Genomic DNA, 26,491 nt, shown 5'->3' with positions numbered 1-26,491 from the left:
ACCGTCTATTGTCCCGTCCCGCGCAAGTACGCCCTAGGGTTGCCGGCGGATCAGGCCTGGGCCGCTCAGGGCTGCCAGGGGATGCGGTGCTCGGCGAGGTGGGCCAGTACCGCATGGTTCGCCTCCCAGCCGTCCGGGCTGCATTCATTGGCCGCCTCCGGCGGCGTGCCGGACTCCGTCCGGCGGGTGGGGGTTCAGGGCTGCCAGGGGACGCGGTGCTCGGCGAGGTGGGCCAGTACCGCATGATTCGCCTCCCAGCCGTCCGGGAACTTGACCGTGACCCCCAGCTGGACCGGCTCCGTCGACGGATGCTCGTCGAGCAGGTCCGCCACGCCCTCGCGGCACACCACGATGCACGCATGGCGGTGGCGCGAGGCCAGCACGCACAGGCGGCCCGTCTCCAGGTGGAACGCCGTCGCGTCCGGGCGGCCCGACAGCGGGTGGAGTACCACCGTCACGTCGAATTCGCGGCCCTGAAGGCGGTTCGCCGTATCGACGGCCACACCCGTGACGCCGAGCTCCGTCAGCGCCGCCCGTACCGCCGCGGCCTGGTCGCGGTGGGCCGTGCCCACGGCGATACGGTCCGCCGTCAGCGGGACCGGGTCCGGCGAACGTTCGCTGACCGCCGCGCCGCCGCGGTCCAGGAGGCGGCGTACGACCTGGGCCACCGCCCGTACCGCCTCGGGGTCCGTGCGCGGGGTGTGCCTGGCCGGGAGTTCCAGCAGGCCCCAGCCCGACTCGGCCGCCTCGTCCAGCACGCGGTCGGGGCCCGAGCCGTCGGAGGGGACGCCGAAGGCGAGGCGCCGGTCGCCGTGGCCCGTGCCGCTGCGGAAGGGCGTGTACGGGTAGAACGCGTCGGAGACCAGCGGCGCGGCGGAGGCCGGGAGCCGCCAGGACACGGGCAGCCGGTGCTGGGGGAGCTCCGGGTTGTGGGCGAGCAGGGTCGAGACCGCGCTCGCGGAGGGGTCGTAGGAAAGCCCCGCCCACTGGTCGGCGCCGACGATGGAGAACGGGTCGAGCTGCCCAGGGTCACCGACGAACAGCGCCCGCTCGAACAGCCCGGCCACGGTGAGCAGCGCGTCCGAACGCATCTGGTACGCCTCGTCGACGATCGCGTGCGTCCACGGTTCCGGGACCTTCACGTGCGCCCACTTCGCCGCCGTCGAGATGACGACGTCCAGACCCGCCAGATCCGCCGCCTTCGCGGACTTCCGTACGTTCGCCAAGTCGTCGAGGGCCTTGTCGTACGGGTCGGTGTCATTGCTGTGGAGGCGCCCGACCGGCAGGTCCGGTTCCTTTTCGGCGAGCCGCAGCACCAGGTCGTCGACCTGGGCGTTGGTCTGCGCGATCACCATCAACGGGCGCCCTGCGGCGGCCAGTTCCAGCGCCGCGCGCACCACGAGCGTCGACTTGCCCGCGCCCGGCGGAGAGTCCACCACGACCCCGCGGGCCGCGCCGTGCAGCGTGTCGTGGAGGATCGCCGCGGTCGCGCGGGCGGCCTCGGCGCCGGGGTCGAAGTGCGACGGCCCGGTCGGGGCGGGATGGCTCACAGCACGTCCTCCGGCGTCATCGGATCGGGAGTCTCCGCCGTCGCGCCCGGCGGGCCGCCGTGCGTCCAGGGCGTCGACTCGGGGTCGGGGAGCTGGGGGCCGCCGCGCTGGTCGTGCTCGAACAGCGTCCAGCAGACGCGCTCGCCCTTCTCCGGTACGGAACCGGGCGCGGGCTCCTTGCCCCGGCCCATCTTGTCCGTCACGCGCAGCACCAGGACGCCCGCCTCCTCCTCGTACCGTACGAACTCCGCCGTCTGCGGCCTTCCGTCCAGGGAGCGGTAGACCCTGGTGGACGCCGTGCGCTCCCCGAGGTGCGGGGCGTCGTCCGTGCGGACGGTGAGCAGGGGGCGGGGGCTCGGCCGCCTGCCCTCGCTCATGGTCATCACCACGTCCAGGACCTCGCTGGTGAACGCCTCGCCCGCGAGCCGCCGCCCGGCCATCACCAGCGGGTCGTCGAGCGCCTCCTGCGCCTCCAGCTGCGCCTGCGCCGTCTCGCGGGAGGCCAGTTTCTGCGCGGCGGTCACGGCGTCGTCGCGCCGGGGCTGCGGCGGCTCCCCGGCGCGCACGCGGTCGCGGTGGCCGGTGAACGACCACCGGTCGCGCGTCCAGCGGTCCGCCGCCCGCGCCCCCTCCGGCAGCTCCCGCAGCAGATCGAGGCCACGCCACACGGCGTCCCAGGTGGGCTGCAACTGGCGGGCCAGCAGCTCGCGGATGTGCCGTTCGGCGGCGGCCAGTTCGCCGAGGTGGGCGTCCGCCGCGAGACCGTCCTCGGCGGCGGCCAGCGCGGTGCGGGCGCGGTCGTGGCGTTCGATGGCGGGGGCGAGGAGTTTGTTGTCGAACGCCGGGTCGGTGGCGGGTCCGGCAGGCGGGCACGTCAACTGCCCCTGCCCGTCCCGCTCCAGCTCCGCCCGCAGCGCGGCCTCCGCGCCAGATTCCCCGGCGGCCGGGTCGATCCAGGCGAGCAGCGCGCCCAAGTGCTGGTCCTCCAGGTTCGACTGCCCGGTCGCCCAGTGGCGGCCCAGCAGGTCGGTCGCCGCGAGGAGCAGCGAAGACCCGGGCACTCTGGCCCGCTCGCCGTAGTGCGTGAGCCAGCGGCCGAGCAGCGGGATGTGGGGCGGTGCGGGGTAGGGGGTGTCGGGGTCCTGTTCGGCCGTACGCCGGAAGCGCATGGAGCGGCCGAGCAGTCGTACGTACTTGATGCCTGCCCGGCTCGGGACGATCAACTGCGGTGCGTCCGCGCACAGTTCGACCTCGACCTTGACCCGCTTCCCGGTCTCCGGGTCGGTTTCGTTGCGCTCGGCGGGCTCGACGTCGTCGGCGTAACCGTCGATGTACGGCAGGACAGTCTCGGCCAGCTCGGCGAGGAACGCGAAGCGGAGGTCGCGGTCGCGGGGCTGCGTCACTGCGAGCAGGCGCGGTGCGTCGCGGTCGGTGCCGACGAGGGCGCCGAGGGGTGCGCCTGCTTCACCGGCGGTGGTGAGCGGGACGAACACGAGTGGGCGCTCGGACAGGTGCCGGTGCCGGACGGTGGCCAGTGCTTGTGCGCGTCCGGTTCGTACGGCGTCGAGCCGGGCGAGGGTACTGATCAGAGACATGCGGCGCCCTTTCGTGTGGGGCGGGGTTTCTTTCCCCACCCCGCCCCTTCCCGAACTGGGGCTCCGCCCCAGACCCCGCTCCTCAAACTCCCCCAAGGACTCCGTCCAGGGGGGACCCCCAGGGGCTGAAAGTTGCCGCAAATCCAGCCCGTCCGGCGTTTGAGGACACTCCCCCAGACTTCGTCCGGGGGGACCCCCAAGGGCGTCCCGGGGGTCTGGGGGCTTGCCTCCAGTTTCGGGAAGAATGGGGTCTCCCCTGCTCGAACGAAGTTGAGAGCTTGGGGAAGGGTAGGGGAAAAGTGCCACGCAGGCCGCACCCCGCCTCGCCCGGGGTCATGGTGGCCCCCGGCCCGGGCCGGGAGCGGTGTCAGCATCGGCCCGCCCCCGTCGCCAGCGCCTCGGCTCGCAGCGCCGCCGCCCGCCGCAGCGCCGCAACCGTCGGGTCCGCCGGATCTCCCGCCGCTCCCTCCGCCGCCGCCAGCACCTCGCCGATCGTCGTCAGCCCGCCCAGTTCGCCGCGCACGCTCCGTCCCAGCGCCTCCACCGCGCCCGCCGCGCGCGCCTTCTCGCGGCAGTGGAAGGCCAGCTCGCACGCGGCCAGGCACTCCGGCGCGTACGCCGCGTCGACCGAATCGACCGCCGCAGCCAGCTCCTCCGCCGGGCGCTCCACGTCGAACGTCGTCCCGGCGGGGAGGGCCGCCGCGAGGTCCTCGATCCGCGTCAGTCGCTCCAACTGGCGGCGCGTCACCGACCGCTGCTTGCGTACGTCGACGACCGAGGCCGTCGGCAGGTTGGAGAAATCCTTGGGGCAGACCAGCAGCACCGAGTGGCGTACCTCCGCACCCGCGACCTTCGCCGCGACCCGCTCCAGCGCCAGGACGTACACCGCCGACTGGCGTGCCGCCGCACCGACCTTCGCCGCGTCCGCCGAGCCGTCGATCATCGGGAAGGACTTGATCTCGACGACCGTCCAGTGGCCGTCGGGACGCACCACCACCGCGTCCGGTTCCAGGTAGGCCGGGGAGCCCGCCACCTCCAGGGCCAGCATCGGGTGGTCCAGCAGCGTCCATGCCCCGGCAGCCGTAGCCTCGCGCAGCGCCAGCGCCGTACGGGCAGCCCTGCCCTCGGGGCCCGCCGCCGACAGGTCGGGTACGCGTGTCTCGCCGGGGGCAGGGGCCTCGCACCCCGCGCCGCCCATCCGCTCGTACAGCAGCCGCATCAGCTCCGTGCCGCCGTCGGCCTTGACCCGGGCCTCGAACGCATTGCCCCGCATGAAGGCGAACTGCGACTGGCCGAACGCGGAGGGAGACCCGAGCGCCGCGGCCAGCGCCGTTTTGTTCACGCCCGCTCCGTCGAGCAGCGCACGGCGCTTACAGCCGGGGTTCGCGGCGAGCGCGGCCAGCGCGCGAGCATCGAGGGGCTGCGGCGCGACGGCGGGACCGCGCAGCTCAGCGAGCTGCTGCCGGAGTGTCGTCACCGGCGTCGGTGCTGTCGCTCGCGGAGGCGTTGGTTCGGGTCCGCTGCCCAGGGAATCGCTCACCCGCGGAAGTCTCGCATCCGGCACTGACAACGCCACCGACAACAACGGACTTCGTCCGCCCGGCAACCGGCGCGAACCGGCCCCGCACCCGCCCGGCCAGCACCATGAACGGCCTGGTCAACAGCGCTCCCACGGTCATCACTGCCGCACCGGCGACCGCATCCAGGAAGTAGTGGTTCGCCGTCCCCATCACCACGAAAGTGGTGATCAAGGGGTACGCGACCCCGAGGACCTTCAGCAGCGGCGTACGCCCGTGCCGCCACAGCATCACACCGCACCACAGCGCCCAGCCCACATGAAGGCTCGGCATCGCCGCGAACTGGTTGGTCATCCCGCCGAGCCCGCGCGGCGCACTCGCGTCCTCGCCCCACCAGCCGTACGCGCTGTACTGCGCCATCGTGTCGATGAAGCCGTGGCCCGCGTCGAGAAGCCGGGGCGGGCAGGTCGGCATGAGAGTGAAGCCGGCCAGGCCGAGGAGGGTGGACAGCATCAGCCAGGTGCGGGCGGCCCGGTAGCGGACGGGGCGGCGTCTGAACAGCCAGACGAGGACGGCGGGCGTGACGAGATAGTGCAGCGAGGCGTACGCGAAGTCGGCGGGTATCCCGAGCCGGGCGTGCTCGGTGAAGAGCCGGTTGAGGGGGTGCTCGGCGTTGAGGTGCAGGAGCTTCTCGGCGCGGAGTATCGCCAGGCCGTTGTCGACCGCCGTCGACTCGTCCCCGCGTACGAGCAGACGGCCGCCGGTGTACGCGGCGTAGACCACCAGGATCAGCAGCAGCTCGGTCCACCAGCGGGGTCTGTCGCGGGCCGCGGTCTCCTGCATCCGGACGCTCTCCATATCCAGCCGTACGGTGTATGTGAACAGTGCACGCACAGGGTGCGTAGGGGAAGGGACGCGGAGATGGCCCGGGGGGTTGCCCGGGAGGTGCCCACGAGGCCGCCCTCGGAGCGGGTGCGCGATGATGGTGCAGGCGGCTCCTTCTGTCGCACCGTCACCGGCACCATCACCGGCACCATCACCGTCCAGCACCGTCCAGGGAGACATCGTCATGGCACCGCGCATCCTGCTGGCCCGGCACGGACAGACGGAGTGGTCGCTGTCCGGCAAGCACACCGGCAGGACCGACATCCCTCTGCTCGACGAGGGCCGCCGCGGCGCCAAGCTGCTCGGCGAGCGGCTGCACCGCGCCCCGCTCGACGGACTGCCCGGCGTCGAGGTACGCACCAGCCCGCTCCTGAGGGCGAGCGAGACCTGCGAGATCGCCGGGTTCGGAGACAGGGCGCAGCCCTGGGACGCGCTGATGGAGTGGGACTACGGGGCGTACGAAGGCATGACGCCGGCCGAGATCAAGGCGCGGCAGCCCGGCTGGTTCATCTGGCGCGACGGAGTGCCGGACGGCGAGACCCTCGCGGAGCTTTCGGACCGTGCGGACGAGGTGATCGCGTGGGCGCGGTCGGCGGAGCGCGATGTGCTGGTCTTCGCGCACGGGCACATTCTGCGGGCGCTGGGTGCGCGGTGGATCGGCGAGGACGTGTCGTTCGCCGCGCGTATCCGTCTGGATCCGACGTCGCTGTCGGTGCTGGGGTGGGCTTACGACGCGCCGGCGATCGAGCGCTGGAACGATACGGGTCACATGGCCGGGTGACGCAGGCGCTGCGGGTTGCCTGCGGCGCTGTTCCCCGCCCCTCCCCGAAACCGGTGGGCCGGCCCCCGGACGCTCTTCGGTCGTGGTCCTCAAACGCCGGACGGGCTGAAATCAGCCCGTCCGGCGTTGAGAGCCCGGCCGGACCTACGCCCCGCGCACCGCCTCCGTGTGGCGTGTGAGGAACGGTGCCACCGACGGTGAGCGGCCGTGCGGGAGCAGCACGCGGCTTGTTGCCGTAAGCATCGTCTGGACCCGGGACGACTGCACCTCCTCCAGCAGATCCAGCACCCCCTGCCCCACCGCCGCCGCCTCGTCCGGCGCCCCCGCCCGCGCCAGGTCGTCGGCGAGCTCCGCGCTGTACAGGGCGAGGTTCCGGGTGAAGTGCGGGTCCTGGAGAGCCGCCGCGCGCCGCGCGTGACGGGCCGCCCGGGACCAGTCGCCCAGCGCCGACCAGCACTGCGCCTCCAGGCCCTCCAGTTCGGCCTCGCCGAAGAAGCTCATCCACTCCGGATCGGCCTCCGCGCGGCCGCGCTCGAAGAGCGACTTGGCGCGGGCCAGGGCCTGTTCGCAGCCCGTACGGTCGCCGAGCCCGGCCCAGCCGCCCGCCTCGCGCAGCGTCAGCAGCGAGAGCAGCCGCGGCGAAGCGACATGCTGCGCCGCGCGCTGCCCCGCCTGGGCCGCGCGCACCGCCTCGCGCGGCCGGCCCGTGTCACGCGCCAGGAACGCCGAGTTGCTGAACGCGTGCGCCTCCAGCGCCGCGTCACCGGCCACGCGCGCCGTGGCCAGCGCCTCCGCGTAGTGCGAGCGTGCGTCGTCGAAGCGGCCCGAATCGTGCGCCAGCCAGCCGACGGAGAGGGCGAGTTCGCCCGCGCCGGTGTGCAGCCGGTCGGCCATCGACTGGCGGGACGTCGTACTCGCGTCGAGCAGGGCGTACGCGGTACGCAGCGGCTGTGCGGCCCGCTTGTAGAGGCCGTCGGCGCCGTGCCGGTCGTCGAGCAGCCGGATGTGTCGCACGGCGTCCTCCACGGCGCCGACCTCGGCCTCGCCGACCCGGCGGTGCGTACCGGACGCAATCCCGGACGTAATCGGCGTACTGGATACGGATGCTGGTGTGCTCGGCGCACTGCCGAGTCCCAGGGATGCGGCCGCCATGGTGACGGTACCGCTGGTCATGAATGCGCGACGCAGCACGTCGCTCTCCTCGTTGCTATGGATCGTGGGGTCGGCGGGGGCGTCATCGCCCCTGCCGCGCGCCCCCCTGCCCCGTACCGTTTCGCGGGCCGAGAAGCCCAGGTCCGCCAGCGTCAGGCCGGGGAACATGGACAGGAAGACGCGCTCGTACGCGTAGTTGGGACAGCGGATCTCGCCGGCCTCCACGCGCCCGATGTAGCGGGCGTCGCACGCGACTTGTTCACCGATCTCCCGCGCCGCCCGGCGGACCGCGGCGGCGAATTCGGCCGGTGAACGTGACCCTCGCAGGCGGCGGAAGTCGTTGTTCTGCATGGCCAAGCCCTCCCGCAACATTCGCGTGCTTCGGCGGAGCAAGAAGGTACCGGCTGTGACAACCCGCACACGCAGAGTTTCGCTACAAAACGGATATCTCACCCGCGATCCGCCATGAACTGCCATCCTTTGCGGCGGCGTGCCGCCGTAGCTGTTGACACCGCCGCGCGTTGAAGCATGGGGAGAGGGAGCGCGGCTCCCACTCGAGCGAGGAGGGTTCCCTTGTTGGAAGCCATGGAAGTCGGCACGGAGATCAGCGGCTCACGGACGACGGCTCAGCACACGCCCACCCACGAGTTCAGCGCAGCCCCGCCGGCCGTGGGGAGCCCGGGTGCCGAGCCGTGCGATCTGGTCACGGTCCCCGCCCGCCAGGGCCTCGAAGCGGTCGACATCATCCGCCGCGGCTCCGCGCCCGCCGTCGGCCCCGTCCTGCACGACGGCCCCTGCGACACCGTCGGCTTCCTTGTGCCCCCGGGAACCGCCGATGCCTGGGACATGCCGGGCAGCGCCTGTACGCAGACCCTGGGGCGCGGCCTGCGCATCCAGGAAGGCCTCCGCCGCCCGGACGGCGGCCGGGCGGACGCGCTGCCGGAGCCGCCCGTCACCGGCACCGGCTGGCTGCTGCCCCCCACCGACACCGGCCCCGTGACCGACCCGGCCGTGCTCAGGGCCGCACTCGGCGAGGCCGCCCGCCTGATCGAGGCGGCCGACCGCGTCCGCTGAGCCGGGTGAGCCGATACTGGCTGCGTGGCAAAGAACAAGAGACGGCGCGAGCGCGCCGCCCCCGAGCCAGTCGTCGAGCAGGTCGACGGCGGACTCGCCGAGCTGATACCCGACCGGGACCGTCCGCGCGGCCGCACCCTCCTCATCGACGGAGCCCCGCAGTCCCACGTGGACCTCGACGACCCCTCCCACCTCGACTTCGCGTATCAGCGCAGGCTCGGCCACATCGCCGACCTCGCCGCCCCGCAGGGGCAGCCGGTCCAGGTCCTGCACCTGGGCGGCGGAGCTTTCACCCTCGCCCGTTACGTCGCCGCCACCCGCCCCCGCTCCACCCAGCAGATCGTGGAAGTGGACGCGGCACTCGTCCAACTGGTCCGCAGGGAACTCCCGTTGGACGCCAACGCCCGGATCAGAGTCCGCTCGGTCGATGCCCGCGCCGGACTCGCGAAGATCGCGGACGACTGGGCGGACCTGCTGATCGCGGACGTGTTCAGCGGCGCCCGTACCCCGGCCCACCTCACCAGCACCGAATTCCTGGACGACGTACGGCGGGTGCTCAAGCCCGGTGGTTTCTACGCCGCCAACATCGCCGACGGCCCGCCACTCGCGTACCTGCGCGGCCAGATCGCCACCGCCGCCGCCGTCTTCCCCGACCTCGCACTGGCCGCCGACCCCGCCGTGCTGCGCGGCCGCCGCTTCGGCAATGCGGTGCTGCTGGGCTCGGACCGTACGCTGCCCCTCGCCGAACTGACCCGCCGCATCGCGACCGACCCGCACCCCGGGCGGGTGGAACACGGGCGGGAGCTGGCGGACTTCACGGGCGGCGCGGCGGTCGTCACGGACGCGGGCGCGAAGCCTTCGCCGGAGCCGCCGCCGTCGGTCTTCAAGTAGCTCCGTAGCTCCGGTCAGGACTTGATGATCTCGACCGTCGGTTCGTGGTCGTGCCAGGTGCAGAAGACCGTGATGGCGCCCCCGTCCGCCGCGAACTCCACCCGGATCCACGTCGTGTTCTTCCAGACCTGCATCGACCAGCCCGTCGCGGGCGTCGCCGATACCAGGGTCGCCGAGCTCTTGCCCATATCGAAGGTGACCCGGCCGCCGTCGGTCTTGTAGCTCTTCACCTCACCGGATTCGGACCCTGTCCCCGGCGACGCGGGCCCGGAGGGGCTCGCGGACGCGGACGGCGTACGGCTCGGCGTCGCGGTGGCCCTGTCCTTCGGGCTTGACGCCGAACCGGGGCGGCTCGGTGTGCCCGAAGGGGTCTTGCCTGTGGCCTTCTCGTCGGGCCGCCGCGTCGAGGACGCCTGCGGCTCGGCCCCCTGCGCGGTGCTGTCCTGCGAGGGCAGGTCGGCCGGGAGCGGAAGGGCCTGCGGAGGGTCGTACGCCGTGCCCGCCATCACCGTGTGCACGCCCCACCAGGACAGCGTGACCGCCGCGCCCGTGGCGAGCGACCACGCCATGGCATGTACGAGTCCTCGTTGCATCGGGGCCATACTGCACCACCCGTACCGCCCCTGTCCCAGGGGGGACCCTGGGGGCTGCACCGTGGATCAGGGCAGCCTCCGCTCACCCGTATGGCGTACGGTGCCGCCCATGGCAAGTGTGCTCGTGGTCGAGGACGACCAGTTCGTGCGCTCCGCGCTCATCCGGCACCTGACCGAGGCCACCCATACGGTGCGGAGCGTCGGTACGGCCCTGGAGGCGCTGCGCGAGGTCGCTCATTTCAGCTTCGACGTGGTCATTCTCGACCTCGGTCTGCCCGATCTCGACGGGTCGGAAGCGCTGAAAATGCTGCGCGGCATCACCGACGTACCCGTGATCATCGCCACCGCGCGCGACGACGAGGCGGAGATCGTCAGACTCCTCAACGACGGCGCCGACGACTACCTCACCAAGCCCTTCTCGGTCGAGCACCTGTCGGCCCGCATGGCCGCCGTACTGCGCCGCTCCCGCGCCCTCGCCGGAGCCGAGCCGCCGTCCCGCGTGATCCGGGTCGGCGGGCTCTCCGTCGACCCGCTGCGCCGGCAGGCCGAGCTGGACGGTGCGCGGCTCGACCTGACCCGGCGCGAGTTCGACCTGCTGGCCTTCCTCGCCGGGCGGCCCGGAGTCGTCGTACCGCGCAAGGAACTGCTCGCCGAGGTCTGGCAGCAGAGTTACGGCGACGACCAGACCATCGACGTCCATCTGTCGTGGCTGCGCCGCAAGCTCGGCGAGACGGCGGCCAGTCCGCGCTATCTGCACACCCTGCGCGGTGTCGGCGTGAAGCTGGAGCCGCCGCGATGAGGTGGGCGCTCGTCAAGGTGTGCCTGGCCGTGACCGTGATGGTCGTGGTGGCCTTCGCCGTACCGCTCGGCCTCGTCATCAAGGAGATGGCCAGGGACAGGGCCTTCTCCAACGCCGAACGCTGGGCGGCGGCCATCGGCCCCACTCTCTCCATCACCACCGACCGCGACTCGCTCGACCGGGCCGTCCAGACCACCGAGGTCGGCATCGCAGGCCGGATGGCCGTGCACGTCCCGGCCACCGACGAACCCGGCAGCGTACCGTTGGAGATCGGGCGGCGCCGGGCCGCGCAGCAGGACCTGGAGACCACCCGGCGGATCGGCCGCGCCTCCATATCGGAGGTGCCCGGCGGCTACGCGCTGCTCCAGCCCACCGCCGTGGCCAGCGGCCGGATCGCCGTCGTCGAGGTGTACGTGCCCGAGGGCGACGTCAGCAATGGCGTGGCCACCGCCTGGCTCGTCCTCTCCGGGGTGGGCCTCGCGCTCATCGTCGGCTCGGTGGCGGTCGCCGACCGGCTCGGCGTACGCATGGTCCAGCCCGCCCAGCGGCTCGCGGGCGCCGCGCACGACCTGGGGGAGGGCAGGCTCGGCGTACGCGTCCCCGAGGAGGGGCCGACCGAGCTGCGGTCGGCGGCCGCCGCGTTCAACTCCATGGCCGACCAGGTCGTACAGCTCCTCGCCAACGAGCGGGAGCTGGCCGCAGACCTGTCGCACCGGCTCCGCACCCCGCTGACCGTGCTGCGCCTCAACGCCGCCTCACTGGGCGAGGGCCCGGCCGCCGAGCAGACCAGGGCCGCCGTCGAGCAGCTGGAACGCGAGGTCGACACGATCATCCGTACGGCGCGCGAGCAGCGCTCGCAGACGCAGGGTGCTGCCGGCCCGGGTGCGGGCTGCGACGTGTCCGAAGTCGTACGCGAACGCATGGACTTCTGGTCGGCGCTCGCGGAGGACGAGGGCAGAAAGGTGCGCCTGGCGGGCGTCGACCGTCCGGTGCGCATCCCGGTCGCCCGGCCCGAACTGGCCGCCGCGCTCGACGCGTTGCTCGGCAACGTCTTCCGGCACACGCCCCTGGGCACGGCCTTCTCGGTCGACGTGCACAACGGGGACGACGCCGTGATCGTCCTCGTGTCCGACGCGGGTCCCGGCATCTCCGACCCGAAGGCGGCGCTGGTGCGCGGCAACAGCGGCGGCAAGGACGGATCGACCGGCCTCGGCCTGGACATCGTGCGCCGCGTCGCCGAGTCGACGGGTGGCGACGTACGCATCGGGCATTCCGTGCTCGGCGGTACGGAGGTCCGTATCTGGATCGGCCTCGACGGGCGTACCGCGTCGGACGGCCGGCACGGGCACGGCCACCGGCTCGGGCGGAGCAGGCGCGGCGCGGGGAAACGGCCTGCGGGCCTGAAGATCTAGAGCACTTAAAGGGCTCCCATGCCTTCCTTAAAGGCGCCCTAAGATCCTGAACCCATGCCTCAAACCTTCCATTTGCCCGTTTCTGGCTCGCTAGCGTGCTGCCGTATCCCCACTTCGTACGCACGGGTATCCCCGTAAACGCAGAGGCAGGCACGCGATGAGCAGTACGCACCGGCGCAGGGCGAGCGGCAGGACCAAGGCCGTCGGCGCGGTGGTCGCCGCGGCAGTGATCGGTGGCGCGGCGTTCGCGTTCGCAGGGACGGCGCAGGCCGCCGCGGTCGGCGCCGCCTACACCAAGACCAGTGACTGGAACGGCGGTTACACCGGCCAGTACGTCGTCACCAACGACACCGGCAAGGCCCAGTCGGACTGGACGCTCGAATTCGACCTGCCGGCGGGCACGAAGATCGGCTCCCTCTGGAACGGCGAACACACCGTCAAGGGGCAGCACGTCACCGTGAAGCCCGCGAGCTGGAACGAGGAGCTCGCGCCCGGCGCGTCGGTCACCGTCGGCTTCGTGACCTCGGCGGACGGCAAGGCGGGCGCCCCCGCCAACTGCCTCATCAACCAGGCCAAGTGCTCGGCCGGCGACAGCCCGGCACCGCAGCCCAGCGGACGCCCCACCGAACAGCCCACGCCGACGGGCAAGCCGACACCGTCCGAGAAGCCGACGCCGTCGCAGAAGCCCCCGACGACCGCGCCGCCGACCACCAAGCCTCCCACCACCCCGGCTCCCACCACCGCGCCCCCGACGGCCGCCGGCGCGCGGTTCGCTCCGTACGTCGACACGTCCCTCCACCCGGCGTACGACCTGGTGGACACCGCAGCCAAGACCGGTGTGAAGGAGTTCAACCTGGCCTTCATCACCTCGGGCGGAAGCTGCGCCCCCCTGTGGGGCGGCGTGACCGACCTGGCGAGCGACAAGGTGGCCTCCCAGATCGGTGCGCTGCGCGCGAAGGGCGGCGACGTACGGGTCTCCTTCGGCGGCGCGGCGGGCAAGGAGCTGGCGCTCAACTGCTCCTCGGCCACCGACCTCGCGGCGGCGTACGGCAAGGTCGTGGACGCGTACAAGCTCACCAAGGTCGACTTCGACATCGAGGGCGCGGCGCTCCCGGACGCGGCCGCCAACACCCGCCGCGCGCAGGCGATAACCCAGCTCCAGAAGAAGCACCCCGGCCTGGATGTGTCCTTCACCCTGCCGGTGATGCCCGAGGGCCTGACCCAGCCGGGCGTGGACCTGATCGCCGACGCCAAGAAGAACGGCGTGAAGATCAACGCGGTCAACATCATGGCGATGGACTACGGACCGGCGTACAGCGGCGACATGGGTACGTACGCCACCCAGGCGGCGACAGCGACGCAGGCCCAGATCAAGGGCGTGCTCGGGCTCTCGGACGCGGCGGCGTGGAAAACGGTCGCCGTCACCCCCATGATCGGCGTCAATGACGTGACGACGGAGATCTTCCGGCCCGACGACGCGACGCAGCTGGTGAAGTTCGCCAAGGAGAAGGGCCTCGGCCCGCTGTCGATGTGGTCCTCGACCCGCGACAAGCAGTGCCCGGGCGGCGAGCAGGGCACGGCGGACGCGACGTGCAGCTCGATCCTGCAGGAGCCGCTGGCCTTCACGAAGGCGTTCGCAGCGTACGAGTAGCCCGACCGACCTTCAGGTACTCCCAGAACCGCCACCCCCCCCAGGCGCGCGCCCTCGGTCCGGATCCCCACCCGGCCGGGGGCGCGCTGCTGGGCCGCCGCCTTCACGGACGGTCGCCGAGATGTTGCCGCCCTGATCAGCCGAAGCGAGGCTGATCGGGACGCCACCGGGCTTCAGCGCGCGCGGACGGGACCGCGGCGGTCTTGGTGCGCGGAAGGAGAGAGTGCGATGAGGATGATGCTGCGAGCGGTGCTGGACACCGAGGCCTCGAATCAGGCGATCAACAACGGGTCACTGCAAAAGCTCATGGGAACGATGACGGAAAAGCTCAAGCCCGAGGCGGCCTACTTCGGCCCCAGCAACGGCTGCCGATGCTGCACATTCGTCTTCGACATGAAGGACAGCTCCGAGATGCCCGCCATCGCGGAGCCGCTCTTCGAACTGCTCGGCGCGAAGTTCGAGCTCCACCCGGTGATGAACGCCGACGACCTCCAGAAGGGCCTGGCAGCCGCAGGGGTACAGACCATGTGAATGGTGGCGCCCCGGGACGGCCGGCCGACGGCCGTCCGGGGGCTGGTGTACCGACTGTGGTTGTCAGGCGTTCGCGTAGACGCGCGTCGCGAACTCCGCGATCTGCTCGTCGCTGAGGTTCTTGGCGAGGTTCGCCTCGGTGATCATTCCGATCAGGCTGTGGCCCTCCTTGACGTCGATCACCGGCAGACGCTTGATCTGGTGCTGTTCCATGGTCGCCAGCGCCTCGTCGGCGGTCGCGTCGGCATCGATCCAGTGCACCTCTCCCTGCAGGGTGCCCGCCTGCACCGTCGCCGGGTCCACGCCTTCGGCGCAACACTGGATGACGATGTCACGGTCGGTGATCAAGCCCTTGAGCCTGTTGTCGTCGCCGCAGATGGGCAGGCAGCCGACATTCAGGTCCCGCATCATCCTTGACGCATCGAACAGCGACTGGTGCGCGCCGACGCACTGCACGCCGCCGGTCATGATGTCGCGGGCCTTGAGCTGCTTGTTCCTGGCCATGATTTCTCCCGCCTTCGGGGCGTCGCTTTTCACTCCTTCATCGATGACAACACGAATGGCTCATCACCGCCCCTCGACGCGGATGTACGGTCGAGGCCGAGGGAGAGGGCACGGCACATGACCGAATGGCACCTGACCAGGACGTTCCCCAGCACATCGGGAGAGGTCCGCTGGGACCGGACGGGCGACGCGGCCGGCCCGCCCGTCGTACTCCTCCACGGCACGCCCTTCTCCTCCTACGTGTGGCGAGCCGTGGCCCGGGCGCTCGGCGCCCGTGGATTCAGCGTGTACGTCTGGGACATGCCGGGTTACGGCGCCTCGGAGAAGGCGGCGGGCCAGGACGTGTCGCTGGCCGCGCAGGCCCGTGTCTTCGCCGACCTCCTGGACCACTGGAACCTGCCGGACCCTCAGATCGTCGCCCACGACTTCGGCGGCGCGGTGGCCCTGCGAGCGCATCTGCTGCACGGCGCGCACTACCGGGCGCTGGCGCTGGTGGACCCGGTGGCGGTGGCGCCGTGGGGCTCGCCCTTCTTCCGCCTCGTCGGAGAACATCCGGCTGTCTTCGAGCAACTGCCGTCCGCCCTGCACGGTGCGCTCGTACGCGAATACATCACGTCGGCAAGCTCCCCCGGCCTGCACCCGGCGGTACTTGACCGCCTCGTGGAGCCCTGGCTCGGCGACCTGGGCCAGCCGGCCTTCTACCGCCAGATCGCCCAGGCCGACGAGCGCTACACCGACGAAATCCAGCGCCGTTACGGCGAACTGGCCCCGCCTGTGCTGATCTGCTGGGGCACGGACGACACGTGGATCCCGATCGCCCGGGGCAGGGAGCTGGACGCCCTGATCCCGTGCGCGACCTTCGTACCGATCGAGGGCGCGGGCCACCTGGTCCAGGAGGACGCCCCGGCCGAACTCACCGCGGCACTGCTGGAGTTCCTGCACGGCCGGGATGCCACGTCATGGCGGTGACCGAAGGAACCGTTCCGTTCCGCGAGTACCGCACCTGGTACCGGATCGTGGGCGAGTTGCCCGCGCCCGACGGCAAGCTGCCTCTGCTCGTGATCAACGGTGGGCCGGGCTGCCCCCACGACTATCTGGAAGACCTGTCGGCGCTGGCCGGTGAGAACGGGCGCCCGGTTGTCTTCTACGACCAGCTCGGCTGCGGCCGGTCCGACCACCCGGACGAGCCGGGCCTGTGGGTCATGGACACCTTCGTCGACGAAGTCGCCGCCGTGCGCGAGGAGCTCGGGCTCGGCCGGCTGCACATCCTCGGTCATTCATGGGGCAGCCAAGTTGCCCTTGAGTACGTGCTCCGCCGGCCGGCCGGACTGGTCGGCCTGGTCCTGGCCGGCCCCATTGCCGGCGCTCCCGCCTATGAAGCCGAGGCACGCCGGCTGAAGGAGTCCCTTCCCCCTGAGGTGCAGGAGGTCATCGACCGGCACGAAGCGGACGGTACGACCGGCGACGACGCCTACGTGGAAGCCACCATGGCCTTCCACAAACGGTGGCTCTGCCGGCTCGATCCCTGGCCCGATCACCTCATGCGCTCCCTCACGAACTGGCGCGAGGACGTGTACGAGACCATGTGGGGCGCGGAGTGGAACGTGACCGGCAACCTGAAGGACTGGGACGTCACCGCCCGCCTGGGCGAGCTGGACCTGCCCGTACTCGTGACCTCCGGTCGCTACGACGTGGCGACCCCGACCGTGGTCCGGCCGCTGGCCGACGGTATCCGTGGCGCCGAGTGGGTCGTCTTCGAGCAGAGCGCACACCTGCCCTCGGCCGAGGAACCGGAGCGCTTCCGCCAGGTTCTGGAGTCGTTCCTCCACCGGGCGGAAACGGCCGCCCCGCAGCGCTGGTGACGCCATGCGGGTCGTGACCGTTGCCGCCCGGCGGCTGCCTCGTGGTCAGCCCACCGGCGGCTCCGGCAGTTCGCCCGTCCGAGCCACCTTTCCGTACCACCCCGCACTCGACTTCGGCGTACGTACCTGCGTCTCGTAATCCACGTACACCGCGCCGAAGCGCTTGCTGTATCCGTACGCCCACTCGAAGTTGTCCATCAGGGACCACAGGAAGTAGCCGCGTACGTCCGCCCCGTCCGCGATCGCCCGGTGCACCGCTGACAGGTGGCCGTGCAAGTAGCGGATGCGGTCCGGGTCGTGGACCGAGCCGTCGGGGGCCGGCTTGTCGTCGTACGCCGCACCGTTTTCGGTGATCATCAGAGTGGTGCCGGGGGATTCGTGGGCGTACCGCATCAGCAGGTCGTACAGCCCTGTCGGGTCGACGGACCAGTCCATTGCCGTCAGTTCGCCCGGCGGCTGGTGGAAGGTGACGGACTCCGAGCCCGGCCAGGGGGAGTGGTCGCTTGCGCCGTGGCCGTCCCGGCGTGAGCCCTCACCGGCTCCGGCGGCCGAAACCACCGTCGGGGCGTAGTAGTTGATGCCCAGGACGTCGAGCCGCTGACCCGCTGTCGCCATATCGCCCTCCCGTACGAACGACCAGTCCGTCAGGTGCGCGGTGTCCGCCAGAAGGTCCGCCGGGTACTCGCCCGTCAGCATCGGGCCGGTGAAGACGCGGTTCGCGAGCGCGTCGATACGGCGTGCCGCGTCCACATCGCCTGGCGCCTGCGTCAGCGGCCGTACCGCGCTCGGGTTGAGGGCGACCCCGATCCGCGCACGGCCCGGCAGCGCGGCGCGCAGCGCCTGGGTGGCGAGGCCGTGGCCCAGGTTGAGGTGGTGGGCGGCGCGCAGGGCGGCCACCGGGTCGGTGCGTCCCGGGGCGTGCACCCCGGACCCGTACCCCAGAAACGCACTGCACCAGGGCTCGTTGAGGGTGGTCCACAGTTCGACGCGGTCGCGCAGGGCCTCGGCGACCAGGCCCGCGTACTCGGCGAAGCGGTACGCCGTGTCGCGCGCGGGCCAGCCGCCGCCCGCGGCGGAGCCGCTGATGGAGCCAGTTTCCAGCTCCTGCGGCAGATCCCAGTGGTAGAGCGTCAGGCTGGGCCGGATGCCCCCCGCGAGCAGCTCGTCGGTCAGCGCACGGTAGAAGTCCAGGCCGCGCTGGACGGCCGGCCCCCGGCCGGTCGGCTGCACGCGTGGCCAGGAGACGGAGAAGCGGTACGCGGTCAGGCCCAGGTCGGCCATCATCCGTACGTCGTCACGCATGCGGTGGTAGTGGTCGACGGCCACGTCGCCCGTGTCACCGCCGAGCACCTTGCCCGGCGTATGGCTGAAGGTGTCCCAGATCGACGGCGTACGGCCGTCCTCCTGTGCCGCGCCCTCGATCTGGTACGCGGCAGTGGCGGCGCCCCACAGGAAGCCGGGCGGAAAGCTCTCAGGCATGGATGTGCTCCCGGTGTACGAAGGATGGGGACGCAGGTCAGCCCTTGACCGCGCCCTGCATGATTCCGCCCACGATCTGCCTGCCGAAGATCACGAAGGCGAGCAGCAGCGGGAGCGTGCCGAGCAGCGCGCCGGCCATGACGACCGACTGGTCGGGGACGAAGCCCTGACCGAGGTTGGCGAGCGCCACCTGCACGGTCGGGTTGTCCTGGGTCAGCGCGATGATCGGCCAGAAGAAGTCGTTCCAGGCGGCCACGAAGGTCAGCATCCCGAGTACCGCCATCGCGGGCCTGGCGGCCGGGAAGACGATGTGCCAGATGATCCGCAGACTGCTCGCGCCGTCCACCCTGGCCGCCTCGACCAGTTCGCTGGGCAGCGCCTGCACCAGGTACTGGCGCATGAAGAAGACCCCGAAGGCGCTGACCAGGGTGGGCAGGATGACGGCCTGGAGCTGGTCGGTCCACTCCAGTTCGGCAACGGTCATGAACAGAGGTACGACGCTGAGCTGAGGCGGCACCATCATCGTGGCGACGACGAGCAGCATCAGCAGATTCTTGAAGCGGAAGCGCAGCTTGGCGAAGGCGAAACCGGCAAGCGTCGAGAAGAGGACGGTCCCCAGCGCGATCGTTCCGGCCACCACTGCCGTATTGAGCAGCGCGAGGCCCATGTTGGCGTCGGTCCAGGCGGTCTGGAGGTTCTTGAAGAGGTTCCCGCCGAACCAGAACGGCGGCGGCGTCTGGGAGAGCCGGGTGTTGTTGCGGGAGGCCGCGATCGCCGTCCAGACCAGGGGGAACAGCGACCCGACGGTGAAGACGGTCAGCACGGCGTAGGTGAGGGGACCGCCGTGCAGGTGGCGCCCGGCGCGAGCACGCAGGAGTTTCGTCATTGGCTCTTCCTCAGCCGGCGGGCGACCAGCAGATTGATGCCCGCGACGATCAGCAGAATCAGGAACATCGCCCACGCGATCGCCGAGGCCCGGCCGAGATGGAAGTTGAACCACCCCTGCTCGTACAGATAGAGCCCCAGCGTCTGGAACTGATGCGACGCCCCGCCCTTCTGCCCGCTCGCCCCGCCGAACAGCAGCGGTTCACCGAACAACTGCGTCGCGCCGATCGTCGAGACGACGACCGTGAAGAGGATCGTCGGCCGCAGCGACGGGACGGTCACATGGATGAACTGCTGCCACCGCGTCGCCCCGTCCAGCGCTGCCGACTCGTACAGATCGTTCGGTACGGCCTGCATCGCGGCCAGATAGATCAGCGCGTTGTATCCGGTCCACCGCCAGATCACGATGGTCGAGACCGCGACCTGTGACGACAACGTCCCGCTCTGCCAGTCGACCTTCCCCAACCCCACCGCATCCAGCGCCCAGTTGATCATCCCGTAGTCGCGTCCGAAGAGAAGGACGAAGACGAGGGTCGCGGCCGCCACCGAGGTGGCGTACGGAGTGAGGATCGCGACCCGGAAGAATCCCGAGGCGCGCAGCCGGTAGTTGAGCAGATGCGCGATCCCCAGAGCCATCAGCAGCTGCGGCACCGTCGAGATGACCCCGATGGTGAAGGTGTTGCGCAGCGCGTTCCAGAAGAACTCGTCCTCCAGCAGACGCGTGTAATTCCGCAGGCCCACCCACTGCATGTCGTTCGGCGCGGCCAGCGACACGCGGTGCAGCGACGACCAGCCCGTATAGAGGAGCGGGAAGACCCCGAACGCGGCGAAGAAGACGAAGAAGGGCGCGACGAATGCGTACGGGCTGTACTTGATGTCCCAGCGGTAGCGCCTGCTCCGCCACAGCCGGCGGCGGTCGGTGCCCCCCGGCCGCTCGACCGCTGCCTGCTGCGGCCCGGCCGCGGCCGCGTCCCCCGTGGCGGAGGACGCAGCCTGATCGGTGTACGGACGCATCAGCCGTCCACCGCGTTGTCGATCTCCTTCAGGGCCGCCTTCCAGCCCTGCTCGGGGCTCTTGCCCTGCTGCTCCACCTGGAGGATGCCGACATCACCGAATGCGGTGCCGATCTGCTGGTCCTTCGGTCCGATCACCAGCGTCGGGATGCCCTTGGCGGCCTCGGCGAAGAGCCGCCCGGTCGGGGCGTCACCGAAGTAGGGGTTCTTGGCGCCCGAGACGACCGGCATGTCGTACGCCGACGGGGTCGAGGGGAAGCTCGCCTGCTTGTCGAAGAGCGTCGCCTGCTGTTCGGGTGCGGTCAGCCAGGCCGCCAGCTTGATCGCTTCTGCCTTGTTCTTGGCCGACTTGGGTACGCCGATGAACGAGCCGCCCCAGTTGGCGGGCTTCGGGGCCGCCGCGACGTCCCACTTGTCCTCGCCGCCCTTGCCCGCCTTCTCCTTGATGTAACCGAGCATCCACGGCGGGCAGGAGACGGTGGCGAAAGTCCCGTTGGCGTACGCCTGGTCCCAGGCCTTGTCGAACTGCTTGAGCCTGCCGGTCAGTCCGCCCTCGGCCGCCTGCATCGCCAGGTCCCAGGCCGTCTTCACGGCCGGGCTGTCCTTGTGGATCAGATTGCCGTCGCTGTCGTAGAAACGCTCCGCATAGCCGTTGTTGACGGCGGCGAAGAGACCGGCCGCCGAGTCGGTGAAGGTGGTCCCCTTGGGGCCCTTCGCCTTGTAGTCCTTGCCGGTGTCGACGTACTTCTGCCAGTCGCCCGCCCACAGCTTGCCGACGGCTCCACGGTCCGTCGGCAGCCCGGCCTTCTGGAAGAGGTCCTTCCGGTAACACATGCCCATCGGCCCGATGTCCGTACCCAGTGCGACGGTTCGCCCGTCCTTGGTGGACGCCTGCGCCCACTTCCAGTCCAGCCACTTCGACTTGTCGACGCCGGGCGCCTTGGACAGGTCCTCGAACTTGTCGGCCTGGGTGGTGGCGATCTCGTTGATGTTCCCGACCTCTATGGCCTGGATGTCCTGGAGGCCGCTGTTGGCGGCGAGGTGCGTCAGCAGCTCGGGGTAGTACGTGTCGACCCGCTCGGTCACGTCCTCCTTGATGACGACGTCCGGGTGCAGCTTCATGTACGCGTCGTAGAGACCCGCCTGCTTGTAGCCGAAGACTCCGAAGGTCCCGATCTGGATGACCGTTTTGCCTTGGCCGTCCTTCGTGCCGCCTCCGGAGCCGCTGCCCCCCTCGTCGCTGTCCTCGGCGCAGCCGCCCAGCAGGCCTGCACCGAGCGCGACGACGGCGGCGACGGTCACCGCCCGACGAGCTGTTCGGGTGCTGTTTCGCATTGCGTCCTCCTTGAGCCCTGACGTGCCCACCCACCGGCCAACTGCGTTGTTGCACCCGTGAGTTGACTCTGCTGTCCGGGCGGGGAACGTGCGGGATGTGTATGGGTCAGGTACTGTGGGAGCGCTCCCATATGTGATGTGTTGAAGGTTCGCCGCTCCCTGCGGGGGTGTCAAGGCACTGGACGGCGAGATTTGTGGTCCAAGACCGCTATGAGATATTGCGCAGCGCCGGACGGCGCACAGTGTGGGGAGGTCGGACATGGTGACTCGCGGAATCCGGGGCCGGAGCGGCGGGCGGCCGACTCTTGAAGAAGTGGCGGCACGCGCCGGTGTCGGCCGGGGCACTGTGTCCCGGGTCGTCAACGGCTCCCCCCGCGTCAGCGACGAGACCCGCGCCGCCGTCGAGGCGGCCGTCGACGAGCTGGGTTACGTACCGAACCGCGCGGCCAGAGCCCTCGCCGCCAACCGCACCGACGCCATCGCGCTCGTCGTCCCCGAGGTCGAGTCCCGCTTCTTCGCCGAGCCGTACTTCTCCGACATCGTCAGGGGCGTCGGCGCCGCGCTCGACAGCACCGAGATGCAGCTGCTGCTGACCATCGTTGGCAACGACCGCGAGCGCAGCCGCCTGGCCAACTACCTGGCCGGCCACCGCGTCGACGGCGTGCTGCTCGTCTCCGTACGCGCGGACGATCCGCTGCCCGAACTCCTGGTCCAGCTCGGCATCCCGGCCGTCATCAGCGGCCGCCGCTCCGAACACGAGCCGCTGGCCTGCGTCGACGCGGACAATGTGACGGGCGCGCGCGGCGCTGTGACGCACCTCATATCCCGCGGCCGCCGCACGATAGCGACCATCACGGGACGGCTGGAGGTGTACGGCGCCCAGTGCCGCCTCGACGGCTACCGCCAGGCCCTGGCCGAGGCGGGCCTCGACGCCGACGAGCGGCTGATCGCCCCCGCCGACTTCACCGAGGAGGGCGGCCGCCGCGCCATGACAGAACTGCTCGAACGCCATCCGCACCTGGACGCCGTTTTCGCCGCGTCGGACGTGATGGCAGCGGGCGCCCGCCAGGTCCTGCGCGAGCACGGCCGCAGTGTTCCCGGGGATGTGGCGCTGGTCGGATTCGACGACTCGCCCATTGCCCGCCATATGGACCCGCCGTTGACCAGCGTCCGCGTGCCGATCGAGGAGATGGGCCGCGAGATGACCCGGGTCCTGCTGGAGGAGATCGCCGACCACCGCCCGGAGAGCCCCCGCAGGGCGGCCCCGCGCCAGGTCGTGTTCCCGACGGAGCTGGTGCCCCGTACGTCGTCATGAGGCGCCGTAACACGAAGCGAGCCCCTGACCTGTTTCCAGGTCAGGGGCTCGGATCGATCAGGGTGAGTGACGGGACTTGAACCCGCGGCCACCTGGACCACAACCAGGTGCTCTACCAACTGAGCTACACCCACCGTGGCCGGTCGTTTCCGACCGGCTGAGGAAAAGTGTACAGGGTCCCGGCGGGTGCTCGCTCCCGGGTTTGGCCCGGCCCCGCCATGCGCTTATTCCGCAGGCCGGACGTACTTCGCGGCGATTTTCTTCGCCGTTTCGGAGTCGGGCCCGGGCTGCGGCACGAAGACCGCCTCCCGGTAATAGCGCAGCTCGGTGATGGAGTCGCGGATGTCGGCGAGCGCCCGGTGGTTGCCGTTTTTCTGCGGGCTGTTGAAGTACGCCCTCGGATACCAGCGGCGGGCCAGCTCCTTGATGGACGACACGTCGACGATCCGGTAGTGGAGATAGGCCTCCAGCTTCGACATGTCGCGCAGCAGGAAACCACGGTCGGTGCCGACCGAATTGCCGCACAGCGGCGCCTTGCCGGGCTCCTTGACATGCCGGCGCACGTACTCCATGACCTGCTCCTCGGCGTCGGCCAGCGTCGTACCGCCCGCCAGCTCGTCGAGCAGGCCCGAGGCGGTGTGCATCTGCCGCACCACCTCGGGCATGGTCACCAGGGCCGCGTCCGGCGGGCGGATCACGATGTCCACCCCTTCGCCGAGCACGTTCAGCTCCGAGTCGGTGACCAGTGCGGCCACCTCGATAAGTGCGTCGTCCGTCAGCGAGAGCCCGGTCATCTCGCAGTCGATCCACACCATGCGGTCGTTCATGTGTCTCACCCTACGGGGCGTTCCCGCTGGCCGGGCAGGGTCGGACGGCCCGGGGTGTAGACATCGGAGCTGGGTTTGCCGGGGTCCTGCGCCGTCGACGAGGTCGCCGCGGGGCCCGAGGGCATGCTGGCGGCCGCCGCACGCCTGGCCTGCTGCGGCACCGGGTCCGGGGCCTGGCCGGCCCCCGACCCGACCGACTGGATCTCGCTCTGCGGGCGCCGGGCCCGGTAGGCGGCCCGGTACGCGGCGGGTGATGAGCCCAGCTGGCGCCGGAAATGCCCGCGCAGCGCGACCGGTGAACGGAAGCCGCAGCGGCCCGCGACCTCGTCGACCGAATAGTCGGACGTTTCCAGGAGCCGCTGCGCCTGGAGCACCCGCTGAGTGATCAGCCACTGCAGGGGAGCGCTCCCGGTGAGCGACCGGAAACGCCGGTCGAAGGTGCGGCGGCTCATATAGGCGCGCGCGGCGAGGGTCTCCACGTCGAACTGCTCGTGGAGGTGTTCCAGCGCCCAGGCGACGACCTCGGCCAGCGGGTCGGCGCCGATCTCCTCTGGTAAAGACCTGTCGAGATAGCGCTCCTGCCCGCCACTGCGACGCGGCGGCACGACGAGCCTGCGGGCCAGAGCGCCCGCGGCCTCGGTGCCATGGTCCGTACGCACGATGTGCAGGCACAGATCGATTCCGGCCGCCGTGCCCGCCGACGTCAGTACGTCGCCGTCGTCGACGAAGAGCTCCCGCGGGTCGACGTGCACCGACGGATAGCGCTTGGCGAGCGTCGGTGCGTACATCCAGTGCGTCGTCGCGGGTCGCCCGTCGAGCAGCCCAGCGGCAGCCAGCACGAACGCGCCGGTGCACAGCCCGACGATGCGGGCGCCCTCCTCGTGCGCCCGGCGCAGTGCGTCGAGCGCTTCCGGCGGCGGCGAAGTGATGGACCGCCACGCCGGTACGACCACGGTGCCCGCTCTGCTCATCGCCTCCAGGCCGTAGGGGGCGGTCAGTTCCAGCCCTCCGGTGGTGCGAAGCGGTCCGTCCTCGCCGGCGCACACCAGTAGCCGGTAACGGGGCACTCCTGCGTCCTGCCGGTCAATGCCGAACACAGAGAGCGGGATGGAGCTCTCGAAGATGGGGCCGCCGCTGAAGAGCAGCACTGCGACGATCTCCCGGCGGCGGCGTCCGGAGAGCTTCCGTGCGGCCTCCGGTACGGCAGTGGAGTCCTGGCTCATGACGCTAAGCCCCCCTCGGTGTTCGCGTCCTCTCGGTCCTGCACGTTTCCCCTCGGTCCTGCATGATTCCCCCGCCGTATATACCCATGATCGAATCTATTGTGTCCCGTGGTGTCGGCGTGACAAGTTCGTCATCCGGCACTATGTCGACATGGCAACTTGGCGTGAAGCATTCGATCACGAAGCGTTCCACTCAAGGGCCTTGCAGGGAAGTACGCCTCTGGCACATGGCCCGTCCCCGTAGGGTGCGTGCGCCGGATACGGTCCTTTCATGCCTGGTGGCACCAGGGTTGGGGACCCATTCCGCCAAGGGTTGGGTCAGGCCGTGAAGTTGGCTGAAAAGATACGGGCTCGCATGTGCGAGACCGTCATTCTCCCGGCGCACTTCCCGCGGCGTGCCGCCCGCCCCTGTGCGCCCCCGCTCCCGCTGTCGCCCTGGCTGCCCCCGCCGCCGCTTCCCTGGCCGCGGCGCGCTCGGACCGGCGCAGCAGCACCCGGCAGGCCATGGTCACGGTGGCCAGCCCCACGGCGGCCGCGGCCGCCCCGCCGAATGATGTCCCGTACATGACGAGCACGACAGGTACCAGCGCGCAGCAGAACGCCGCCCAGCGGATCACGTCGCCGGCCGCGTCGGTGGTGTCGGTCGGTGTGCGGGGCACGGCGGGGTCCCTTTCGTACGCGGGTGGGCGCGTAGCTAACGGGCGGAAGGTGTCAGGAGTCACTCCGTGCCGTCTGTGGGTCGCCAGGGGCGCCAGAGGGACGTCTGTAAGGGGCAACCGCCATTGCCTTACGGGCCGGGCTCGTGCATGCTCCCTGGGACGCCGCGTGAGGGACGGCGGGCTCTGGGCAGGAGAGGAGTGTCGCCGTACCCTTGGGGGTATGGGCTTGGGAAGATGATTCCCGGACACAGGCTCCACCGCTCGTTGCCACTGTTTGCCCAATAAAAGCGACCCCTCCCCAGAGGACTTCTTCGCCGAGACACCCATGGCCGGTCACGAAACCCCCGAACCCGCGGACCGCAAGCAGGTCGTCGATCCCATGGACGACCTCCGCGCGGTGGAACAAACACGTCATTCGTGCGATCCCGCTTTCCAGCACGGTGTCGTCGTCGGCTTCGACGGCTCGACATCGAGCGAGCGGGCGCTTTCGTACGCCATCGGCATGGCGGTGCGGTCGGGCTCCGGTCTGATCATCGTCCACGTGGCCAACAGACTGCCGACCACCGTGTGGGCGGGATGTGAACCGCCGGTGTTCGTCGATGTACCGGATCATCGCACCGAGGTGCTCGGCCTGGAGCTCGCCTGCGCGGACTACCTCGCCGAAGTGCCGTGGATCCTCGTCGAGCGCGGCGGCGACATCTGCCACGAGCTGGAGGAAGTCGGCCAGGAGTACTCGGCCGACGCGATCGTGGTCGGGTCGACGCACGGCATCGTGGGACGCATCTTCGGCTCGGTGGCCGGGCGGCTCGCACGGCGCGCTCAGCGCCCCGTGATTGTGATTCCGTAACCCCAACTCCCCCTGGTCCCCAGTGGGATGGCTGCAATCCGCGCTTGACAGCCGACAAATCTACCCGTGCGTAGAGGTGGATTGTGCGCTTGTGAAGGGTACACAAGGATC

25 protein-coding genes and 1 tRNA gene are annotated in these 26,491 nt (G+C 70.7%); 11 read left to right on the top strand and 15 right to left on the bottom strand.

Annotated elements, in window-relative coordinates; translation table 11 throughout:
* Positions 1–194: 194 nt before the first annotated feature.
* The 4 genes from PXH83_RS09730 to PXH83_RS09715 all read right to left on the bottom strand — a co-directional run bounded on the left by PXH83_RS09730 (position 195) and on the right by PXH83_RS09715 (position 5,520).
* Positions 195–1,550: an AAA domain-containing protein gene (locus tag PXH83_RS09730; protein WP_214929956.1), complete on the bottom strand. Its 1,356-nt coding sequence runs from the start codon at positions 1,548–1,550 to the stop codon at positions 195–197.
* Positions 1,547–3,145 (bottom strand): hypothetical protein, encoded by a 1,599-nt coding sequence (locus PXH83_RS09725; protein ID WP_274558921.1) that lies wholly within the window; start codon positions 3,143–3,145, stop codon positions 1,547–1,549. The genes PXH83_RS09730 and PXH83_RS09725 overlap by 4 nt, the downstream gene beginning before the upstream one ends.
* A 367-nt stretch (positions 3,146–3,512) precedes the next feature.
* On the bottom strand, positions 3,513–4,685 hold the full coding sequence (locus PXH83_RS09720; RefSeq protein ID WP_420803139.1) for a hypothetical protein: 1,173 nt from the start codon (positions 4,683–4,685) through the stop codon (positions 3,513–3,515).
* On the bottom strand, positions 4,594–5,520 hold the full coding sequence (locus tag PXH83_RS09715; RefSeq protein ID WP_420803138.1) for a phosphatase PAP2 family protein: 927 nt from the start codon (positions 5,518–5,520) through the stop codon (positions 4,594–4,596). Before PXH83_RS09715 ends, PXH83_RS09720 begins: the two co-directional genes overlap by 92 nt.
* 211 nt (positions 5,521–5,731) lie before the next feature.
* Here PXH83_RS09715 and PXH83_RS09710 point away from each other — a divergent pair, with 211 nt between their 5' ends.
* Positions 5,732–6,328 carry a histidine phosphatase family protein gene (locus tag PXH83_RS09710; RefSeq protein WP_274558914.1) on the top strand — a complete coding sequence of 199 codons (597 nt, stop codon included), beginning with the start codon at positions 5,732–5,734 and terminating at the stop codon, positions 6,326–6,328.
* A 144-nt stretch (positions 6,329–6,472) separates the two neighbouring features.
* Here PXH83_RS09710 and PXH83_RS09705 read toward each other — a convergent pair whose 3' ends face one another.
* Entirely contained in the window at positions 6,473–7,831 is a 1,359-nt protein-coding gene (locus PXH83_RS09705) for an NsdA family TPR-like regulatory protein (protein ID WP_274558912.1), read from the bottom strand.
* A 234-nt stretch (positions 7,832–8,065) separates the two neighbouring features.
* Here PXH83_RS09705 and PXH83_RS09700 point away from each other — a divergent pair, with 234 nt between their 5' ends.
* Positions 8,066–8,554, top strand: a complete 489-nt coding sequence (locus tag PXH83_RS09700) for a hypothetical protein (protein WP_274562742.1) — start codon at positions 8,066–8,068, stop codon at positions 8,552–8,554.
* A 24-nt stretch (positions 8,555–8,578) separates the two neighbouring features.
* Positions 8,579–9,445: a spermidine synthase gene (locus PXH83_RS09695; protein ID WP_274558910.1), complete on the top strand. Its 867-nt coding sequence runs from the start codon at positions 8,579–8,581 to the stop codon at positions 9,443–9,445.
* 14 nt (positions 9,446–9,459) lie between these two features.
* Here the strand turns inward: PXH83_RS09695 and PXH83_RS09690 are convergent, their stop codons facing one another.
* Positions 9,460–10,038, bottom strand: a complete 579-nt coding sequence (locus PXH83_RS09690; RefSeq protein ID WP_274558908.1) for a hypothetical protein — start codon at positions 10,036–10,038, stop codon at positions 9,460–9,462.
* Between the two features lie 109 nt (positions 10,039–10,147).
* Between PXH83_RS09690 and PXH83_RS09685 the strand changes: the two genes are divergently transcribed.
* The 4 genes from PXH83_RS09685 (at position 10,148) to PXH83_RS09670 (ending at position 14,431) form a co-directional block, all read left to right on the top strand.
* On the top strand, positions 10,148–10,837 hold the full coding sequence (locus PXH83_RS09685) for a response regulator transcription factor (RefSeq protein WP_214920803.1): 690 nt from the start codon (positions 10,148–10,150) through the stop codon (positions 10,835–10,837).
* Positions 10,834–12,249, top strand: a complete 1,416-nt coding sequence (locus tag PXH83_RS09680; RefSeq protein ID WP_274558903.1) for a sensor histidine kinase — start codon at positions 10,834–10,836, stop codon at positions 12,247–12,249. Before PXH83_RS09685 ends, PXH83_RS09680 begins: the two co-directional genes overlap by 4 nt.
* Before the next feature lie 157 nt (positions 12,250–12,406).
* On the top strand, positions 12,407–13,900 hold the full coding sequence (locus PXH83_RS09675; RefSeq protein ID WP_274558901.1) for a cellulose binding domain-containing protein: 1,494 nt from the start codon (positions 12,407–12,409) through the stop codon (positions 13,898–13,900).
* A 228-nt stretch (positions 13,901–14,128) separates the two neighbouring features.
* Positions 14,129–14,431, top strand: coding sequence for a hypothetical protein (locus PXH83_RS09670; protein ID WP_274558899.1), 303 nt, complete (start codon positions 14,129–14,131; stop codon positions 14,429–14,431).
* A gap of 63 nt (positions 14,432–14,494) precedes the next feature.
* Here the strand turns inward: PXH83_RS09670 and PXH83_RS09665 are convergent, their stop codons facing one another.
* The gene (locus PXH83_RS09665) at positions 14,495–14,935 is read right to left on the bottom strand and encodes a CBS domain-containing protein (protein WP_274558897.1); all 441 of its coding nucleotides are present in this window, start codon (positions 14,933–14,935) and stop codon (positions 14,495–14,497) included.
* 117 nt (positions 14,936–15,052) lie between these two features.
* Between PXH83_RS09665 and PXH83_RS09660 the strand changes: the two genes are divergently transcribed.
* Together PXH83_RS09660 and PXH83_RS09655 are read left to right on the top strand one after the other, a co-directional pair.
* Entirely contained in the window at positions 15,053–15,904 is an 852-nt protein-coding gene (locus PXH83_RS09660; protein WP_274558895.1) for an alpha/beta fold hydrolase, read from the top strand.
* On the top strand, positions 15,895–16,797 hold the full coding sequence (locus PXH83_RS09655) for a proline iminopeptidase-family hydrolase (protein WP_274558893.1): 903 nt from the start codon (positions 15,895–15,897) through the stop codon (positions 16,795–16,797). Before PXH83_RS09660 ends, PXH83_RS09655 begins: the two co-directional genes overlap by 10 nt.
* A gap of 45 nt (positions 16,798–16,842) precedes the next feature.
* Here PXH83_RS09655 and PXH83_RS09650 read toward each other — a convergent pair whose 3' ends face one another.
* From PXH83_RS09650 to PXH83_RS09635, 4 genes are read right to left on the bottom strand one after another with little or no spacing between them, the layout of a single operon-like run.
* Positions 16,843–18,276: a GH1 family beta-glucosidase gene (locus PXH83_RS09650; RefSeq protein ID WP_274558890.1), complete on the bottom strand. Its 1,434-nt coding sequence runs from the start codon at positions 18,274–18,276 to the stop codon at positions 16,843–16,845.
* Between the two features lie 37 nt (positions 18,277–18,313).
* Entirely contained in the window at positions 18,314–19,162 is an 849-nt protein-coding gene (locus PXH83_RS09645; protein ID WP_274558888.1) for a carbohydrate ABC transporter permease, read from the bottom strand.
* Positions 19,159–20,175: a carbohydrate ABC transporter permease gene (locus PXH83_RS09640; RefSeq protein WP_274558886.1), complete on the bottom strand. Its 1,017-nt coding sequence runs from the start codon at positions 20,173–20,175 to the stop codon at positions 19,159–19,161. The genes PXH83_RS09645 and PXH83_RS09640 overlap by 4 nt, the downstream gene beginning before the upstream one ends.
* On the bottom strand, positions 20,175–21,509 hold the full coding sequence (locus PXH83_RS09635) for an ABC transporter substrate-binding protein (RefSeq protein ID WP_274558884.1): 1,335 nt from the start codon (positions 21,507–21,509) through the stop codon (positions 20,175–20,177). The genes PXH83_RS09640 and PXH83_RS09635 overlap by 1 nt, the downstream gene beginning before the upstream one ends.
* A gap of 259 nt (positions 21,510–21,768) precedes the next feature.
* Here PXH83_RS09635 and PXH83_RS09630 point away from each other — a divergent pair, with 259 nt between their 5' ends.
* Entirely contained in the window at positions 21,769–22,824 is a 1,056-nt protein-coding gene (locus PXH83_RS09630; RefSeq protein ID WP_274558880.1) for a LacI family DNA-binding transcriptional regulator, read from the top strand.
* A 61-nt stretch (positions 22,825–22,885) separates the two neighbouring features.
* Here the strand turns inward: PXH83_RS09630 and PXH83_RS09625 are convergent.
* The 4 genes from PXH83_RS09625 to PXH83_RS09610 all read right to left on the bottom strand — a co-directional run bounded on the left by PXH83_RS09625 (position 22,886) and on the right by PXH83_RS09610 (position 25,533).
* Positions 22,886–22,958 (bottom strand) — tRNA-His (locus PXH83_RS09625).
* Positions 22,959–23,048: 90 nt separating this feature from the next.
* On the bottom strand, positions 23,049–23,651 hold the full coding sequence (gene orn / locus PXH83_RS09620) for an oligoribonuclease (protein WP_274558878.1): 603 nt from the start codon (positions 23,649–23,651) through the stop codon (positions 23,049–23,051).
* Positions 23,652–23,656: 5 nt separating this feature from the next.
* On the bottom strand, positions 23,657–24,874 hold the full coding sequence (locus PXH83_RS09615; protein WP_274558876.1) for a helix-turn-helix domain-containing protein: 1,218 nt from the start codon (positions 24,872–24,874) through the stop codon (positions 23,657–23,659).
* A 368-nt stretch (positions 24,875–25,242) separates the two neighbouring features.
* On the bottom strand, positions 25,243–25,533 hold the full coding sequence (locus tag PXH83_RS09610; RefSeq protein WP_274558874.1) for a hypothetical protein: 291 nt from the start codon (positions 25,531–25,533) through the stop codon (positions 25,243–25,245).
* Between the two features lie 325 nt (positions 25,534–25,858).
* On the opposite strand from PXH83_RS09610, the gene PXH83_RS09605 reads away from it, so the two are divergent.
* Complete coding sequence (locus PXH83_RS09605) at positions 25,859–26,380, top strand: universal stress protein (RefSeq protein WP_274558872.1); 522 nt, start codon at positions 25,859–25,861, stop codon at positions 26,378–26,380.
* Positions 26,381–26,491: the final 111 nt, after the last annotated feature.

This window comes from Streptomyces spiramyceticus, assembly GCF_028807635.1.
Taxonomy (GTDB): Bacteria; Actinomycetota; Actinomycetes; order Streptomycetales; family Streptomycetaceae; genus Streptomyces; species Streptomyces spiramyceticus.
This window is presented reverse-complemented; position numbering and strand designations above follow the sequence as displayed.